This window comes from Pseudodesulfovibrio sp. 5S69, from assembly GCF_037094465.1.
In the GTDB taxonomy this organism is placed as follows: Bacteria; Desulfobacterota; Desulfovibrionia; order Desulfovibrionales; family Desulfovibrionaceae; genus Pseudodesulfovibrio; species Pseudodesulfovibrio methanolicus.
The window spans coordinates 3,720,782-3,737,123 of sequence record NZ_CP146609.1 but is presented as its reverse complement, the minus strand read 5'-3'; the positions used below and the strand labels follow the sequence as shown (position 1 = coordinate 3,737,123).

14 protein-coding genes are annotated in these 16,342 nt (G+C 67.4%); 5 read left to right on the top strand and 9 right to left on the bottom strand.

What is annotated here, in order from left to right:
* Window positions 1-21: 21 nt before the first annotated feature.
* On the bottom strand, window positions 22-783 hold the full coding sequence (locus tag V8V93_RS17500) for a hypothetical protein (RefSeq protein WP_338667924.1): 762 nt from the start codon (window positions 781-783) through the stop codon (window positions 22-24).
* 494 nt (window positions 784-1,277) lie between these two features.
* The gene (locus V8V93_RS17495) at window positions 1,278-4,355 is read right to left on the bottom strand and encodes an AAA family ATPase (protein WP_338667923.1); all 3,078 of its coding nucleotides are present in this window, start codon (window positions 4,353-4,355) and stop codon (window positions 1,278-1,280) included.
* Window positions 4,356-4,925: 570 nt separating this feature from the next.
* Between V8V93_RS17495 and V8V93_RS17490 the strand changes: the two genes are divergently transcribed.
* The 5 genes from V8V93_RS17490 (at window position 4,926) to V8V93_RS17470 (ending at window position 10,073) form a co-directional block, all read left to right on the top strand.
* Window positions 4,926-5,408 (top strand): hypothetical protein, encoded by a 483-nt coding sequence (locus tag V8V93_RS17490; protein ID WP_338667922.1) that lies wholly within the window; start codon window positions 4,926-4,928, stop codon window positions 5,406-5,408.
* 218 nt (window positions 5,409-5,626) lie between these two features.
* Window positions 5,627-6,820 (top strand): S-layer homology domain-containing protein, encoded by a 1,194-nt coding sequence (locus V8V93_RS17485; protein ID WP_338667921.1) that lies wholly within the window; start codon window positions 5,627-5,629, stop codon window positions 6,818-6,820.
* A gap of 19 nt (window positions 6,821-6,839) precedes the next feature.
* Window positions 6,840-7,664 (top strand): hypothetical protein, encoded by an 825-nt coding sequence (locus V8V93_RS17480; RefSeq protein ID WP_338667920.1) that lies wholly within the window; start codon window positions 6,840-6,842, stop codon window positions 7,662-7,664.
* A gap of 80 nt (window positions 7,665-7,744) precedes the next feature.
* On the top strand, window positions 7,745-9,292 hold the full coding sequence (locus V8V93_RS17475; protein WP_338667918.1) for a SpoIID/LytB domain-containing protein: 1,548 nt from the start codon (window positions 7,745-7,747) through the stop codon (window positions 9,290-9,292).
* 13 nt (window positions 9,293-9,305) lie between these two features.
* The gene (locus V8V93_RS17470; protein ID WP_338667916.1) at window positions 9,306-10,073 is read left to right on the top strand and encodes a tetratricopeptide repeat protein; all 768 of its coding nucleotides are present in this window, start codon (window positions 9,306-9,308) and stop codon (window positions 10,071-10,073) included.
* A gap of 294 nt (window positions 10,074-10,367) precedes the next feature.
* On the opposite strand, the gene V8V93_RS17465 is transcribed toward V8V93_RS17470, so the two are convergent.
* The 7 genes from V8V93_RS17465 to V8V93_RS17435 form a co-directional block, all read right to left on the bottom strand.
* Window positions 10,368-11,675 (bottom strand): tetratricopeptide repeat protein, encoded by a 1,308-nt coding sequence (locus V8V93_RS17465; protein ID WP_338667915.1) that lies wholly within the window; start codon window positions 11,673-11,675, stop codon window positions 10,368-10,370.
* Complete coding sequence (locus V8V93_RS17460; RefSeq protein ID WP_338667914.1) at window positions 11,672-12,130, bottom strand: energy transducer TonB; 459 nt, start codon at window positions 12,128-12,130, stop codon at window positions 11,672-11,674. The genes V8V93_RS17465 and V8V93_RS17460 overlap by 4 nt, the downstream gene beginning before the upstream one ends.
* Window positions 12,131-12,310: 180 nt before the next feature.
* Window positions 12,311-12,760, bottom strand: a complete 450-nt coding sequence (locus V8V93_RS17455; RefSeq protein WP_338667913.1) for an ExbD/TolR family protein — start codon at window positions 12,758-12,760, stop codon at window positions 12,311-12,313.
* A complete protein-coding gene (locus tag V8V93_RS17450; protein WP_338667912.1) occupies window positions 12,757-13,293 on the bottom strand; it encodes a MotA/TolQ/ExbB proton channel family protein in 537 nt (178 codons plus the stop codon). Before V8V93_RS17450 ends, V8V93_RS17455 begins: the two co-directional genes overlap by 4 nt.
* The gene (locus V8V93_RS17445) at window positions 13,290-14,729 is read right to left on the bottom strand and encodes a MotA/TolQ/ExbB proton channel family protein (protein ID WP_338667911.1); all 1,440 of its coding nucleotides are present in this window, start codon (window positions 14,727-14,729) and stop codon (window positions 13,290-13,292) included. Before V8V93_RS17445 ends, V8V93_RS17450 begins: the two co-directional genes overlap by 4 nt.
* Entirely contained in the window at window positions 14,726-15,562 is an 837-nt protein-coding gene (locus V8V93_RS17440; protein ID WP_338667910.1) for a DUF3450 family protein, read from the bottom strand. Before V8V93_RS17440 ends, V8V93_RS17445 begins: the two co-directional genes overlap by 4 nt.
* Window positions 15,563-15,603: 41 nt before the next feature.
* Window positions 15,604-16,338, bottom strand: a complete 735-nt coding sequence (locus tag V8V93_RS17435; RefSeq protein WP_338667909.1) for a hypothetical protein — start codon at window positions 16,336-16,338, stop codon at window positions 15,604-15,606.
* Window positions 16,339-16,342 lie beyond the last annotated feature (4 nt).

Here is a 16,342-nt window from a genome sequence, read left to right as displayed (position 1 = left end):
GTCCTTCCCTGGATATACCGGCTATTCCACCTGGCTGCCGGGGGTCACTTCCTCGGGATACCGGCCCCCGGAGAGTGTGGGGTTTCGGGTATCCGCGGCGGCGGGTCCGGTGTCTCCCGCTCCCATTCCCCGGACGGGCGCGGGCTTCTTCCGGCGCGCATTCACCCCGAACTGGACCAGCGCGCCCGACAGGAACAGCAGGCCGAGCAGCCAGCCGTCGCCCTGGAACGTCCGGTCCAGGCCCTGGAGGCCGTCACGGCTGACGGCCTCGATCAGGCGCTCGGCATAGTTGAGCGTGGCCCCGGAGACGGAGGCGGTGTGTCCATCCGTCGCCAACGAATGAAGGTTGACCAGCCCGTGAAACATCAGCAGCGAGCCGCTGAAGGACGTGATCAGTATTATGCCGAGATCAAGGAGGGCGGCGGTCAGGGTGCCGCAGGCGAACCCGGCGAGGGCCAGAATCAGCGGCTCGCCGTGTCCCGTCGAGGCTGCGAGCAGGGCACCGATGAAGCCGCCGAGGATAAACACGGTGAACCGCGTCAGGAAGACCGTCAGCAGCCCGCAGGCGAGCGCGGTGAACAGGGTTATGAGGACGGCGGCGAGCCCGTCGTGACCGGACAGGATCGACCCGCCCGAGCCCAGGAATGTTCCGAACAGCGCGCCCGCCAGGAAAAGCGCGATATACTGGAGCCGCAGACCGAAATAGTTCAGGGCGGTGCCGCCGGCGAGCATGACCGTCAGGAAGAGAATGCCGCCTTGTTGCAACAGTGCATTGAGTTCCATGCCAGTTCCTTTCAGGGTTGTCCGCCTGCAATATCCGCTTCCCCGTCCGCGACGGGATGCGTTTGCGTGCGGCAGCGTGGCGTTGCCGCGCCCGGGCCCGCCGGATGACGTTGATCCAGGCTATGGCCAGTCTAGGGAACCTGGAGCGAAAGCGTAGCGCGAACTGCGGTCGTTCAACCTACGCTCGGCTTTGACGCCGGCGCTTCCCCGGCGTGGCTCCCGTATCCGTCGGGCTGCGGGCGCCGGGCGGCGCGCCGTCCGCGACCCAGAGGGGGATCTTTATATACTGTCGGTCTTACGATGATCTTTTCCGGCGGGTGGATGGCCGGAAGCCGGGAGGCATGACGAGTCGCAGGAGGCTGGAGCGAGGGGCGTCCGGGGAGCGCCGGAAGCCGGTTGCGGGAAAACGGGTCGGCGGACCTCGGAGACGCGCCGGGGGCTGCGCTGCGTCGGCTCCGACCCGCGGGAGGGGGCCGCCGGGCGGCGTACGCGAGCTACCTTTCGAAGAAGTTCTCTATGATCTGTTCGATCTCCGGTTCGTGGAACCCTTCATCCTCAAGGGACCGCCGGTATTGTCTCAGGCCCTGGTGCGCCTCGCCGGGGCGCTTGAGCTGGATGAGCAGGTCGTAATGCTGTCGCTGGGCGGAGTCGTTGATGGGGTCCAGGGCCAGGGCTTTTTTCGCGACCTCCAGGGCCTGTCTCGGGTCGTGGGACCGTGTGAGCAGGTCCGTCCAGGCCACCAGCGCCTGCATGACCGCCTGCCTGTGGCCCTGTCCGGCCGCCCAGGCGGCGGGATGTTCATAGGCGTCGCCCAGCCAGTGCCGCATGAGGGTGAAGGCGTTGTGCGCATGCCAGTATTTCCGCCGGGCGACGAGTTCGATGCCTTCCTTGGCCAAACGACGGACCCGGCTCAGGTCCACGAGGCAATGCTTCAGATACAGCTTCTGACCATGGAGTTGGAGATGCCGTTGTTTGGCCTCCTCTCCGAAGACCGCGCCGATCTTGCCGCGCAGCCGGGAGAGCATGGTGTCCAGTTTTGAGCGCGTCTTCTCCGTCGGGCTTCCCGGCCACAACTCTTCCCGTACGGCTTCGACTCCGAGCGCCATGTTCGGAGATTCGCAGAGCAGTCGCAGCAGGTCCCGCCACATGGGGGCGAGTGCGCTTTCCGGGATGCTCGTCCCGTCGCACGACAACTCCATGCCCGCCAGGCAGTCGATCCGCAGCAACGGGACGGGCGTCCCGTCGTCGAGTATGTCCAGAAGCATCCGCCGGTTCGCCAGCTCACGGGCAAAGTCCTTTTGGATGCCTGCCCTGACCGCCTCGCACAGCACCGGCCGCATTATCTCCGGCGTCCAACCGAAAAAGTGGTGGATCCGGTATTGTTTCATTTCTCCGAGCAAGGCCTTGATGTCTTGTCGCGCTTCCTCCCGCCGACCGGCGTTCAAAAGCATGGCGGCTCGGTAGCCAAAGATGGCATAAGCCTGGTTGATCTGGTGTTTTTCGTGTGATTTTATACAATTGTCGAAAATACGCTCCGCGATGCCCCGTTTTCCCGACAGGGAAAACGCCGCGCCGGCAAAAGCCTGCGTCAACAGCACGAAGTACCGCCCGCCACCGATGGCCCGCAGGCGCAGGGCGGTCCGCATGACGCGGAGCGTTTCCTCTTTTTTGCCGAGGAGCGCCGAGGCAAGCATCTGGTAGTGCAGTATCTGGCAGCGCATGTGTGGGATGATGCCGGGGTGCTCTTTGTCATAGTCCCCGGCGAGTCTGTACGCTTTGTCGTAGTGCCCGTCGGCCATGAGTGCGTCCAGGTCCCAGACGGTCAGGAAGATGGAGACGAAGGAGTCGGTCTTCAGGTCTCGCCATTTGGTCCGGAGGCGTTCCCGTATGGCCCGATATCCGATCAGGTCGCCCGACATGAGGAGAAAGTTGGCTTGGAATATGTCCAGGGCGTAGCGCAAGGTCGGGCTGATCATGGCGTCGTTCGATTCCGCGAAGAAAGGGGAGAGCGCATCCAGTACGGCCGTGATCTTGCCCTCGATTCCCAGCAGGGCCAGTTTGCTGACCAGCATCCAGAGATCGGAGGTGATGTCCGTTGGCCCGCTTCTCTGCGCCATGGCCCGATCGAAGTAGTGGGCAGCGGTGCGGGTATCCGAGACATAATAGGCATACCCCAGGGCAATGGACTGGGCGGCCAATTCGATCAGGGGTGGGGGGATTTGTCCTTCCAGAGATTCAAGGAGCTCGACGGCGCGTCGCACCAGGTGGGCCTTGCGACCGAACTCGCCCAGGATGATGACGTTGGAGTTGATGAGCATGCACGTCGCGATCAACTCTCCGGCAAGGTCGCCCTGCTTCTGGAATAATTCGATCGCCCGTGTAAGGTACAGGCGGCTGTCCGAGCCCTGGAGGTTCAACAGCGCCATGCCGAGCAACAGGGTCAACCAGCCGCTCTCGTCAAGGACCGGCTCCGGCACGGCGTCGAGGATGTTCTTCAGCGTCCAGTGGCGGTTGTTGGCCAGCATGGCAAGGCCATGGACCTTGAGGGCTTCGGTAAGAGGGCTCCATGCCTCCGCCTCGGCGAGGTAGGCCAGACCGACTTCCAGGTCCCCGGATTCCAGGATCGCGTTCCCGCATTCCGCGAGGAAGGCGTTGCGTTCCGCTGCGGGGATGGCGTCCTCGGCCTTGTGGAGCAGGTGGGCCTGAAATAGCTGATGCAGCCGCAATGTGGCTTGGCCGGGCTTGCCGTTCGCGCGGACGAAATGGTTGGCCGAGGCCATGTCGGCCAGCCAGGCGCGCAGGGGGGAGGAGACGAGCCTGTCCAGCACCAAGGCGGGAATTCCCGACAGGCTGGCGACGAGCAGGAGCTCGCGGAAGGACTCCCTGTCCAGAGAGGTCGTCAACTCGTCGAAATGGCGCCCGATGGCCCGGACCGAGGTGGAGGGCTTCAATTGCGTGGGATTCGCGGTGTTGCGCAACAACACCAGCCCGGCGATCCAGCCCTGGGTCGTTTGGTGCAGTTTTTCGATATGTTTCGTGCTCGCCGGGATGCCCAGCACCCCGTTGTACAGCCCGGCTATCTCCTCGCGGCTCAGGGCCAGAATGGACTCGTCGATGAAAAGTTGGCTGCTTTTCGCAAAAAGCGGTTGCTCGGCCAGGGTCAGCGCAAAGCGCGAGATCACGATCAGGCGCAGGGTGGCGGGGGTGGCATCGTGGATTTGACGGATCAGCCGCAGCGTCGGTTCGTGCTCCTGCAGGACATGGGCGTCGTCGATGACCAGGACCAGGGGCGTGGCGATGTTTTCCACCTCATCCCCGAGCCGCCGGGTGCCGATGTCGATCAATTCCGGCGTGTTCAACTGCTGCCGCAGAGGTCGAAGGACCCTCTCGCCGTCGAGGGCGGGGCAGGCGTTCGCCAGGCCGGTGACAACGTCCTCGAAAAAGACGCGGGGGTCGGCATGCTGCTGGGCGCAGGTGACCCATGCGAAAGGGGTGTCGCCGGATTCCTCGTATTGGGAGATCAACACGGTCTTGCCGGACCCGGCCTGCGCTGTGACCGACAGGATGCGCATCGGTGAATTGTCGAGATAGCCGCATTGCTCAAGCGCGTCCGAACGGAGGAGAAGGGGTTTTGGGTGGACAGGGGCGGTCATGGCGACGTCTTGCTGAGAAGGCTATCCGGTTGATGTTCTTGTTTCTTCATATACAGAATGTGTTGCGTTGTCAGTATGTAATTCCCAATGCGGCCAGACGTCTCCGGGGTTCCGTTCAGTGCTCGCCCGGCCTTGGTCCGCATGGGGTGGACAGGCTTCCTTTGCCCCTCGCGCGCACGTTTCCCTGCCGGGATAGCCCATCGCTTCCGCCGCCCGACGTCAGGGGCGGGCAGGCCCGGGCAGGAGAAAGGGGCCGCACGGGCGTCACCGCTGCCTGTTCGGTGTGCCGGTTCAAATTCGAACGGACGTCGGGGACGGTCGGCAAGGCGCCGGGCTCTGCGGATTTGTGCCCGACGGCGACGACTTCATCGGAGCACTTTCTCCAACCTATCACTTTGATTCAGTTTTATCATTGAAGTTTGAGTGTATATCGGATAGTTGTTCGGCCTTGAACCAACTATGCCCGCATGTTCTACCTCTGGAGTTGCCATGTCCGAATCCTACAAACCCCGTGCCGTTGAATCCTGGGAAATCATGCTGCTGTCCCGCGACAAGGTCGGAGCCACCGAATTGCAGAAGATATTTTCGCGCGGCCAGACGCAGATCAACCGATACTGCATGAACCCCTTGTGCGGCGATGCCCAGCGCAATCCCCTGGACCGTCTCAAGCTGATGTTCGAGAAGCTCGCCCAGGCGGGCGAGGACGAACTCGTGCGCGCCTCCCTCAACATCCTGGCGGAATGCATTGATTGCCGGGTCAGTCCCACGGGCAAGCCTCGGCCCGACAAGGACACCGTGGAGGAGGAGTGCCTGGACGACTACCCCGAACTGACCGAGCTGGACCGTCTCATCGGAAGGCGGGAGCACCCCCGCCTGGTGCAGCGCCAGGCCGAGCGGGTCAAGCAGGAAGTGGATGAAACCCTGGTCAGCTATATGACCCTGTGGGACAGGAAGTACGGTTCCTCCCGATGAGCCGGGGAAAGCATCGCGGCATTGGAAGCGTAGGTTGCGCCCAGGGCCCTTTCCCTACGCTTTCCCTTTCAGCCTGAGTATACGGAAATCGACGCACCTCCTCTCAAAACATCTCGGCCGCCGTCAGAAGGCGCGGCCGGCCTGGGCGTGAGAGAAAAATGTATGATGGCGGTGCTACAAGAACAAATTTTGGCCGGATCAGATTGAAGGAGCGTATCATGAGCAAGTATCTGTTGGTTTTCTTGGGGCTGCTGGCGGTCGCCCTGCTGGCGGGTTGCGGCCCCAAGGGCGTTGCACCCGATTCGCCGGAGGACACGCCGCCCAACCACTACCTGCACGGCATGGAGCTGGTGGACGCGGGCCGGTTGCCCGAGGCGCGGCTCCGCTTCGCCAGGTCGCTGGAACTCGATCCCGGGTATGCCCCCGGCTTTGCGGGCGAGGCGCTCGTCGCGGCCATGGAGGCGGGCGTCCAGCCCGACGCCGAACACCGTGCCGTCGAACTGGACAAGTTCCGCGTCCTGCTCGACAAGGGATACGCCAAGGCCGGGACGCCCGCCGACAAGTTCATCGTCGCCGTGACCGGGATCCGCGCCGAGACCTCGGCCAAGGACGCCAAATGGATGCGGCGCGCCGAGAAGTGGCATGAAAAGGGACGCGTCATCAAGGACGTGGACGAAGGCGGCCTGCCCTATTACCGCAACGTCGAGGCCCTGGATTATTTCATGGGCAAGGCCCGCTTCGAGGCGGGCGAATACGCCGAGGCCAAGGGGCTGCTCGGCAAGGTCGTGGGCGCGGCCGGGAACAAGTGGCACCAGCCCGCCAACGAGCTCTATGCGCGCATCCAGAAGATCGAACTCGCCACCGCCAACTACACCGTGACCGGCGTGTCCAGGGCCATCGCGGCCAAGGACGCCGTGTCCCGCGCCGACGTGGCAGCGCTCATCGCCGGCGAACTGAATCTGCCCAGGCTGTTCGGCAAGCTGACCGCCCTGACGCCCGAGGCGGACTTCATCCCCGCCGACGTGGCCGGCAATCCCTTCGAGGCGGAGATCGTCGAGGTACTCAAGTGGAACGTGCGCGGCCTGGAGCCGGTCTACGACGCCTCCGCCAAGGCCGAACTCTTCAAGCCCGGCGCGCCGCTGAGCCGCAAGGAGATGGCCCTGGCCCTGGAGGATATCCTGATCAAGGTCTCGGGCGACGAGTCCCTGTCCAGGAAGTATCTCGGCCAGGAGACCTCGGCCTACCCCGATGTGAAGCCCACCGAGGCCTGCTACAACGCCGTGGTCAACGCGGTCACGCGGAACCTGATGGAAACCGACCTGACCGGCGCGTTCCGCCCCGACGATGACCTGAACGGGGCGGAGCTGCTGCTCGCCGTGGTCCGTCTGCGCAACGCCGTCAACGTCTATTAACGAGAGAGGAGAGAGGAAGATGAAACGGATAGCGGTCATTGTTTTTTGCGTGTTGATGCTGGCCTCCGCGGCCTTTGCCCAGGAGATGACGGAAGTCCGCGACCAGGCCTCGATATTCGAAAAGGGGTACATCCTGGTCAAGGGCAAGTCCGCGACGGGGCAGGAGGAGTCCATGGCCGAACGCGCCGCGGTGGTCATTGCCCAGCGCAACCTGCTGGAGACCATCCAGGGGCTCAACCTCGCGGGCGAGACGTCCATCGTGAACAATGTCGGGATGCGCGACATCATCAACACCAAGGTGGTCGGGCGGCTGCGCGGGGCGACCCCGGTCAAGGTCGTGTTCGACGAAGCCAAGGGGAACGCGGTCGCCTGGGTGCGCTACAATCTCAAGGGAACGGGGGGGCTGTATGACGCCGCGGCCCCCGTCCTGCAGGGCACTCCCGCCAAGCTCGGTTTGGAGGAGCTGCCGGCCTTCAAGCCGGAAACGGCCCCCGCGCCGCAGCCCAAGACCTATGACGGCCTGATCGTCATCGTCGAGGGCACCGGGTTCAAACCCGCCCTGGCCAACCGGATCGTCACCGAGAGTCAGGATATCCTCTTCGAGCCGTCCAAGGTCTCCCCGAGGATGCTCATCGAGCGCGGTTGCGGCGGCTACACCACCACGCAGGACAAGGCCAAGGCGCTGCTGGCCTCCTGGGGCAGCAAGTCGCCGCTGGTGGTCAAGTGCGTCAAGGTCATGAAGGGCACCGAGGCCGTCATCTCCGTCAAGGACGCCACGGTCATCTTCGAGCAGGACCAGAAGACCAACATGCTGCCGCAGGCCAAGGTCGTCTTCGTCCTGTAAACGGGACGATCCCGCTTGTTCCGGCCGGGGAGGACGCCTTGGAGCCCCTGCCCCGGCCGTGTCCCGGCATGGAGCCACGTATGAAGATCCGTCCGTCCGGAATAGTTTTTCTGATCCTCGTCGCGCTGCTGTGCGGTCCCGCTCCGGCTTCGGCCCGGGCGGATGCCGAGACGGAGCGGCTCGCCCGTTGGCAGTTGAACAACGCGGACCTGCTCATTGATGAGGGCAAGTATCTGGAAGCGGTCGAATATGTGGATTCCGCCTACGAGATCAGCCGTTATCCCAAGACGAAGAGCGACGCGTTGTTGGCCAGGGCCATGGTGCTGGCGACGTTTCTGGATGCCCCGCTCCAGGCCGTGAAGGCCTACGCGCAGTTGGCCCGCGAGTTCCCCGAATACGCGGAGACGGCCGCCTACCAGACGGCGTTTCTGTACATGCAGGCCGACAGGCCGGACCAGGCCAGGCAGGGATTCGGGGAATACCTCAAGCGGTATCCCGAAGGGCGGTTCCGCTTCCAGGCCGAGGCCATGCTCGAAAGCCTCGGGGAGGCCGGGCCGCTCCCGGAACCCCGGCGGGCAACCGTGGCCCGGCCCGTGCTCCGGGTTCTGCTGGCGCGCAAGTGCGGCCGGATACGCCTGTCCGGCCAGGGCGCCGATCTCTGCGCGGACGGCATAGGCTGCCTCCCGTCCATGGATTTCCAGGTCCGGAACGGCGTGCCGCTGATCAACGGGCGGCGCTTCGCCGGGGGCAAGGTTCGCGTCCGTTCCGACAAGCCTATCCGGTTCAGCGTGAACGGCAAGGGGAAGACGGTCCGCGGCGATCTCGGGGTGAGCTGTGCGGACGGGCGTTTCGGCCTCATGAATCTTGTGGACATCGAGGCCTATCTTCGCTCCGTGGTCCCGGCCGAATCCTATGCGGGCTGGCCGCTGGCGACCTTGAGGGCTCAGGCCGTGGCGGCCCGGACCTATGCCTATTACCAGAAATTGCACCGCGCGAGCCGGGCGTACGACGTGCGCGCTGACACCTGTGATCAGATGTACGGCGGCGTCGAGCGCGAGGCGGCCCGGACCGACCGGGCCGTGCGCGAGACGGCCGGGCGGGTCCTGACCTACGCGGGCAAGCCCATTCTCGCCCAATACACGGCCAACAGCGGCGGGTACACCGCTGACGCCGCAGCGGTGTTCGGCACGCCCAAGCCCTATCTGGTGGCCCATGCCGACCCCGCCAGCCTCAAGGGGAAAATGGCCTACTGGAGCCGGACCTACTCGGCCGGGGAGATCGTGGACGCGCTGGGCAGGATCGGGGTCGACGCCGCCGGGCTGCGGTCGATCGAGCCGGAAGTGGCGGGCCCGTCCGGGCGGCTGGTGAAGGTGCGGCTCCTGCACGCACGGGGCTCGACCGTGCTGCGGACCAGGACGACCCTGGCCAGCTCCCGCGTGCTCGTGTTGCCCGAGGTGCTCATGGGCATCGAGCGGCAGGGGGACAAGTATATATTCAAGGGCAGGGGACACGGGCACGGCGTCGGCTATTCGCAATGGGGCGCCGCCGAGTTGGGCAAGTCATGGGACTACGGCAGGATCCTGAGTTTCTACTACCCGGGAACGGCCATGAAAACGAACTGGAACTGAAGGTGGCGAGGGCATGAGCAATATTTATCGGATAGGCCCGGCGGGCCCCATGCGGCGCCGCGCAATGGTTTCCGGGGCGGTTCGGTTCGCCCCGCTGTTCCTGCTGCTCGCCGTGCTTCTCGGGACGGCCTCCCCGGCGCGGGCCGCGGCCAAGGTGTCTCCGGTGCAGTACGGCGAGCGCGCCCAGCAGTTGCTGAACGAGGGCAAGGACGCCCAGGCGGCCGCCCTGCTCGCGAAGGGCGTGAGGGCCTATCCCGATTCGGACTGGCTGCGGAGCCTCTACGGCCGTTCCCTCTTTGCCGAGGGCCGGCTGGACGAAGCCGAGGATCAGTTCCAGCAGGCCTTGGAGATCAACAAGGAGAACCCGGTGGCCCGCATGCTGATAAAGGAGATCCGCCTGACCAAGGACGCCCTGAAGGACAGGGAGATGAACGAGTTGGTCAACCTCGGCATGGACAAAATCGGGGACCTGGGCGTCATCGCCATCGGCGTCTGGTTCGGCACGATCCTGTCCATGTTGTCCGGCAGGCTGGCCAACCGCTTCGCCCGGTCGAATTTTCAGAAGGCCCTGTCCCGCAAGGACTGGGATACGGTCACCGACATCCTGGAGAATCTCATCGCCAATTGGAAGAAGCGGGAATTGCGCACGAACATGGAGATGATGCTGGCAAAGATGCCGCAGGAAGAGGTGACGAAGATCATCCGGGATTATGTGGATGTGCAGAAGTATGAAGATCAACTGTTGTTCTTTTTGCAGAAAATGCATGCGAAGCGCGGATAGCCTCTGACGCAACCCGTTGATGCTTCATGCAACGAGGGTCATGCGCAGTCCCGGAGGGGATAATTCATCGCATCCCGGTGGTGATTTCCCGCTGACGAAATGGGTCCTGGCCTGGTGCCCGATGCCTCGTTGAGTTCATGCGGGAGTTGGTTGTGTCCGGCAGTGAAGTATCCGTGGTCGGGAACCACCTGGAAATCAGGAATCCGTTCGTCACACAAGAGATCTTTCAGAGAGCCTGAGGCGGGCTTCAGCTCTTCCTGCTCGTCGGGGCCGACGGTTGCCGGATGCCCATGGTCAGCGGTCGGCCGGGAGTTCCCGGAGCGGGGCCGGAGCCAGGGCGGCCTCGCGGGCCATGGCCCGCATGCCCGCGGCCAGGGACGCGCCGGTTTCGCCGTAGCCCGGCGCCTCGGCCAGGGCGTCGAATATCCGCGCTGCCCCAGTCCAGTCCCGTTGCGCCCAACGGAGTTCCCCGGCCAGCAACAGGAGTGCGCCCCGGAGCCGTTGCCCGGTTCGGTCCGCTGCCGGGGGACGGATGACCTTCGCCGCGGCCAGCAGGCCGTCCACGGCGGCCCCTTGTTTCCCCATGTCCCGGAGAATGCGCCCCCGCAGCAGGGCGGCGCGCAGGCGCTCTTTCACGGCTGTGTCCGATGCGGCCGCTTCCCGGTCGAAGCGGTCCAAGGCGTCGAGGGCCGCCCGGTTGTCTCCGGCCAGCCAGAGCAGCCCGGCCCGGCGCAGGGTCGTGTCCGGACCGTCGTCCGCGGCCAGGCAGCGGGCTGCCTCGGCATGGGCGTGGCCCAGGGCGTACAGGGCGGCCAGTTCCTCGGATTCGCCGGACGCTCCGAGGCCGGGCCGAAGCGCTTTGGCGGTCTCCAGGGCGGACGCCGCGGCCAGGGGGTCGCCGTGCCGGGCGAGCACCCGGCCCAGCAGGGTCCAGGCCGCCGGGCTGGCGGGGTGGCTTTGGGCGCAGGCGCGGCTCCGGGCCAGGGCGTCATCGGGCCGCTCCAGCCGCTGGCAGCAGTACACGGCCATGGCGGACCAGGCCACGGGCACCTTGCCGCCCGTGTGTCCGGCGCGGTCCAGGAGGCGAAGCGCCTTCACGAAATGATTCAGGCGGGCTTGGGCAGACCCGGCCATGGCCAGCAGGGCGGGTTCGCGCGCGCCTTCGGGTTGCAGGCCGTAGGCCCGTTCCAGGGTACGGGCCGCGTCCGCGAAGTGTCTTTGGTTGAACAGCAGGATGCCCAGGTTGCGCAGGGTGCCGGGGTCGTCCGGGTACAGGGCGGCCGCCTTCCGGTAGGTGGCCAGGGCCGCGCCGTGGTCCCCGGCCCGCTCCTGGGCCCAGGCCAGGTGATCGAGGACCGGCAGGGGCGGGCGCGCGTCGTCGGCCACGGGCAGGAGCCGCTTCACGGCCCCGGCCGGGTCGCCTTTGTCGAGGAGCGCGCGGGCCTCGGTCACGGCGGCATACTGCGCCGGACCGAGCCGCTCGTCTCTGGCGCGGGCCGCATACGCCGTATCGGAGAGGAAAAGCGCGGCGCCAAGGCACAGGGCGAAAAACAGGGCGGAAGCCGGGCCCGGCCGCAGGGTAAGGCGTTGCGGCCGGTTCATCGGTCCAGCCTGAAGCGGATGGGGATGTCGATGCGCACGGCCACCGGGCGGCCCAGCCTGGTGGCGGGCGAGAAGGTCCAGCCGCGGACGGACTCGAGCGCCGCGTCGTCGAACACGCCCGCCGGTTGGGACTCGACCACCTTCGCCTCCTCCACCCGGCCGTACTCGTCCACCAGGACCCGGACAAGGACGTGGCCCTCGGTCCCGGTTCGCCGGGCCGAGGGGGGATAATACGGGTCCAGGCGGGTCAGCACGCGCGGCGGCCGGTCAAAGATCGGCTGGCCCGGTCCGGCGGCCGCCGCACCGGGGCCCTTGGGCGCGGACAGGGACAGGCTGGATGCGTCGGGCAGCCCTTCCATGGCCGCGACGGGCATGTCCGTGGGACCGCTGAGCGCGGGCAGGGCCAGGGTGCGGCCGGGCGGACGGCGCGCTCGGCAGCGGGCGGGGCGCAGCACCGGGAGCGCCCGCCACCACGCGGCGTTCGGCGTCGGGTGGCATGGCCGCCACCGGCACCGGGTCGGTTTCGAGGACCGGCGCGGCCGCGTGGCGCACCGTGCCCAGCAGGGGGATGAGCAGGCAGAAGGCGAAGGTCACGGCCGCCGCGCCCAGCAGGGCCAGGCACGGTTTCCAGCAGGTCATGGGGACATCCCGCCCGTTACCGGGCCGTACCCCGCGCCGTCCTCCACGGCCCGCGCCCCCAGGCTGACCGAGCGGACCCCGGCCAGACGGCAGGCGTCGAGCACGCGCACGGTGATGCCCGTGGGGCAGTCCCGGTCCGCGACCACGACCACGGCCCCGGCCGGTCGCTCGGCCACGAACCGTTCCATGCGCGGGCGCAGGGCCCGGATGTCCAGCCGTTCGCCCTCGATGGCCAGGGTCCCCGCGGCCGTCACCCCGATGATCAGGGCCTCGTCCGGCGAGGTCTTTGCGCTGGCTGCGGCCGGGCGCTGCACGTCCAGGCCGCTCTCGCGCACGAAACTGGCGGTGGCCAGGAAGAAGATGAGCAGGATGAAGATCATGTCCACCATGGGGGCGACGTTGATGTCCACGGACTCGTCGCGCTGGATGCGGCGCTGGATTCTCATGGCGCGTCCCCTCCGCCGGGGCATGGGCCGACCCCTGCGGGCGCCAACAGCCGGCGGTGGAGCCGGCGGCGCAGGAAATAGACGGCGATCAGGCCGGGCACGGCGACCACCAGCCCGGTCTGGGTGGAGATCATGGCCTGGCTGATGCCGGACGAGATGACCTTGGGGCTCATCATGCCGAAGCGGGCCACGCCGTCGAAGGTTTCGATCATGCCCGTGACCGTGCCGAGCAGCCCCAGCAGCGGGGCCGCGCCCGCGAATACGGCGGCCAGGGACAGCCTGCGGCGCGTGCGCGCGCGGACGGTCTCGGCCAGCACGTGGGCCAGGTCGGCGTCCTCGGCCTTGGACCTCCCGCACAGGCAGGCGAAGGTCCGGTCCATCTCGGCCCGCAGCGCGTCCGCCGAGACGGGCAGGAGGTCCAGCCAGGCGCGCAGGATGCAGTACCACATGGCCAGGCAGCACAGGAGCAGGGGCGGCATGGTCCCGCCGCCCGCATCCACGAAGTCGAGCACCGTGTGCAGCAGGCCGGTCACGACGTGCCGTCCTTGTCGGGCTCGGACGCGAGCAGGGCCTGGAGGGCCGCGCACTGCTGCTCCATGTCGGCGGACAGGGCCTGGACCCGCTGCTTGAGGAACTGGTGCAGAAGCATGGCCGGGATGGCTACGCCGAGCCCGGCCTGGGTGGTGATCAGTGCCTCGCTGATGCCGCTGGACATGATCCTCGGGTTGGCCGTGCCGAACACGGTCACGGCCTGGAAGGAGTCGATCATGCCCGTGACCGTGCCGAGCAGCCCCAGCAGCGGGGCCACGGCGGCCATGACCGCGATGAACCCGAGCCCGCTTTCCAGGCGGCGCAACTCGAAGAGGAACCCCTCCTGCAACTGCTTGTCCCGCAGGTCCGGGTCGGCGTCGGGCGAGGTCCACAGGAGGACCCGCGCGGCCGGGGAGCGGGGCAGGGACCCGAGCAGCCGCTTCACGCCCGGCCAGCCGTCGGCGTCCCGGGCGATCCGCAACCGGCGGGGGAAATCTCCGGGGCAGGGGCGGGCCAGGAGCAGGCGCGCGCCCTTGTAGAGCACGACCAGCAGCGCGGCCAGGCCGATGGCCAGGATGGGCCACAGGAGCAGGCCGCCGCCCTGGATCCAGTCATCCAGGGTGCGCCGGGCCTGGAGCAGGGACAGGGCCGCGCCGTGGGACGGGTCCAAGGGCAGGACACTGCCCGAGCCGTCCCCCCAAGCCTCGATGGCGTCGGCCGCCGCTCCGGGCGTGGCGGCCACGGCCTGGGGCGGGATGGAGCCGGGGGTGAGCAGAAAGGCGTGTCCGTCCCGATCCGTCGCCCCGAGGAAGAGGCTGCCCGCGCGCAGCAGGCTGCCCCGGCGCGCCTGCCCGTCCGGGCCGAGGAAGGTCCCGTCGCGCGTTTCCACGGTCGCGCCGGAGGTGATTTCGTCCAGGAGCAGGCCGCCCATGGCGGAGATGGCTTCGAGTCCGGGAAAGTCGCGGGAGCGGGCCATGCGGTCCAGGGGAGCCAGTCGGTCCGGGACAAGCGACGTCCGGGCGCTCTGTTCAAGGAGCGTGCGGGCCTGGGCCGCGTTGGACCGGACCGCGTCCTCCACCGCGCGCATCTTCCCGGCCACGGCCTCGTACCGGTCGGCCAGGGCCTTGTGCTCGGTCCGCAGCCGGGCCAATTCGGCCACGGCCTTGTCCAGCCGGGCCCGCTCGGCGTTGCGCGCCTTGCGCAGCGCGGCCACGCGGGCACGCAGTTCGTGTTCATCGAGGTCGAGGAGTTTGTTCACGGCCTCGGTCCGGGCCGCCATGGACGCGGCCAGCCCGTTCAGGCGGGCCGGGGCGTCTTCCCGGACCGGGGGATCGCCTTGTCGGGCCAGGGCCGGAACGGTCCAGGCAGTCAGGGCGAGAAAGAGGGCCAGGCAACAGATCGGCAGGGCGCGACGAGAGGCGAGGACCAGGCGGATCATTGCGCCTCCCCTTGTTCCGTGTCCGCCGGAGGAGCCTGCTGCGGCATCTGCGCAACGGGGTGGCCCACGGGCAGGTAGACCAGTTCCGCGATGCGCTGCTTGCGTGAAATCTGTACCGCCTTGGCCAGCTCGCGGCCGTCGGCGCCGGCCAGCCGGACCCATTCGCCGGAGGCCGGTTCGAACCGCTCCACCCACGCGCCCGACGCGGGCATGCGCAGCAGGGCCAGCCTGCCCGCCCGCAGCACGGTCACGGCCATGGGCGCGCCGTCTCGCTCCATGACCACGTCTTCGGCCTCCATGTCCAGGCTGTATCCCGCCTCGATGCGCAGGGCCTCCAGCAGGCGGCCGAGCTTTTCCCCGGCCGTGGCGTCCGGGTCGTCCAGGGTCCGGCGCAGGGCACCCAGCCGGGCCCGCCGTTCGTCCCGGTCAAAGGGCAGGCCCGTGTCCCGCGCCCGCGCGAGTTCGGCGTAGAGCGTCTCCATCACCGGGTCCAGGTCGCGCCGGGTGGCCAGGGCCGCGTCCGTGCGCGCCTTGAGCTCGCCGATGTCCGCCCGTTCCCTGGCGATGTAGGCCTGTTGCCGGGCCACGGCGAAGCGGGCCGCCTCGGCGTCGTAGAGCAGTTGCCGGGCCTGGTCGAGCAATTCCTCGCGTTCGCCCGCCCATTGTTCGGCCCGGACCCCGGCGGCTCCGGCCTTGCGCGCCGCCGCCTCCACCCCGGCCCGAGCCGCGGGCACCGCGCCGTCCTTCGGGCCGGGAGGGCTCTCGGCCGCAGCTCCAGCGACGAGCAGGAACAAAAGGGACAGGGCGGCGAACAGGCGGAGAAAGGCGGTCATGGAACATCCTTGCGGGTTTGGGCCGGGCTGCGGCCGTGGGCTCAGTATATCTTCAATTCGTTCTTGTGCAACAGCCGCATGGCTCCGCCGGTTTCGTCGGGCCGGGCCAGGAGCACGGGCAGGCCGTGGCGGCGGATGAGCTTGATGCGCTCCCGGAGCAGGACCGGAGCTTCGTCGGCCAGGGCATGATCCGCCTCGTCCTGCACGTGATGGGCCCCGCACAGCCGGGCGATATCGCCCGCGGGCATGGCCGTGTCCTCGGGGCCCAGGTGCATCCAGCCCCGGTAGCGGCCGTCCTCGCCGCCCATGCGCAGGCCCACGCCCGCCAGGGCCCCGACCACGCCGTCGCCCGTGCCGCCGTGCTCGGACAGGTGCACGCCGAGCTCCGCGGCCAGGCCGTAGGCCAACCCCTTGTTCAGGACGGTGCACTTGGCGTCGTTGCCGAAGCGGATGAGCCGCTCCCTGGCCTCGTCACAGAGGGTCTCGGGGACCAGGCACAGGCCGGGGTCCGAGCCGGGCGCGCCGTTGCGTTCCAAAAAATCCTGCATGTAGCGGATAAGCGCCTCGGGCTCGCCGCAGTCCGTGACCTCCACGCACATGGAGCTGTTGTGCGAGGTGTAGGGCACGTCCTCGTGGACGAAGAGCTGGTGGCGGCTGATAGCCGAAAACGAGCCCAGTCCCAGTTCCTTCATCTCGGTGCAGGCCTGTTCGGCCAGCCAGCCGGTTCCCTTGGTCTCCAGGTTGTCGGTGTCGTCTATGCACAGATAGTAAAGCATGTCT

What these genes read in the sequence shown, in the direction of transcription:
- V8V93_RS17440 (WP_338667910.1), bottom strand. Translation starts at nt 15,562, where the DNA reads ATGACCGCCTTTCTCCGCCTGTTCGCCGCCCTGTCCCTTTTGTTCCTG.
- V8V93_RS17500 (WP_338667924.1), bottom strand. Translation starts at nt 783, where the DNA reads ATGGAACTCAATGCACTGTTGCAACAAGGCGGCATTCTCTTCCTGACG.
- V8V93_RS17490 (WP_338667922.1), top strand. Translation starts at nt 4,926, where the DNA reads ATGTCCGAATCCTACAAACCCCGTGCCGTTGAATCCTGGGAAATCATG.
- V8V93_RS17445 (WP_338667911.1), bottom strand. Translation starts at nt 14,729, where the DNA reads ATGATCCGCCTGGTCCTCGCCTCTCGTCGCGCCCTGCCGATCTGTTGC.
- V8V93_RS17470 (WP_338667916.1), top strand. Translation starts at nt 9,306, where the DNA reads ATGAGCAATATTTATCGGATAGGCCCGGCGGGCCCCATGCGGCGCCGC.
- V8V93_RS17480 (WP_338667920.1), top strand. Translation starts at nt 6,840, where the DNA reads ATGAAACGGATAGCGGTCATTGTTTTTTGCGTGTTGATGCTGGCCTCC.
- V8V93_RS17475 (WP_338667918.1), top strand. Translation starts at nt 7,745, where the DNA reads ATGAAGATCCGTCCGTCCGGAATAGTTTTTCTGATCCTCGTCGCGCTG.
- V8V93_RS17465 (WP_338667915.1), bottom strand. Translation starts at nt 11,675, where the DNA reads ATGAACCGGCCGCAACGCCTTACCCTGCGGCCGGGCCCGGCTTCCGCC.
- V8V93_RS17485 (WP_338667921.1), top strand. Translation starts at nt 5,627, where the DNA reads ATGAGCAAGTATCTGTTGGTTTTCTTGGGGCTGCTGGCGGTCGCCCTG.
- V8V93_RS17455 (WP_338667913.1), bottom strand. Translation starts at nt 12,760, where the DNA reads ATGAGAATCCAGCGCCGCATCCAGCGCGACGAGTCCGTGGACATCAAC.
- V8V93_RS17435 (WP_338667909.1), bottom strand. Translation starts at nt 16,338, where the DNA reads ATGCTTTACTATCTGTGCATAGACGACACCGACAACCTGGAGACCAAG.
- V8V93_RS17495 (WP_338667923.1), bottom strand. Translation starts at nt 4,355, where the DNA reads ATGCGCATCCTGTCGGTCACAGCGCAGGCCGGGTCCGGCAAGACCGTG.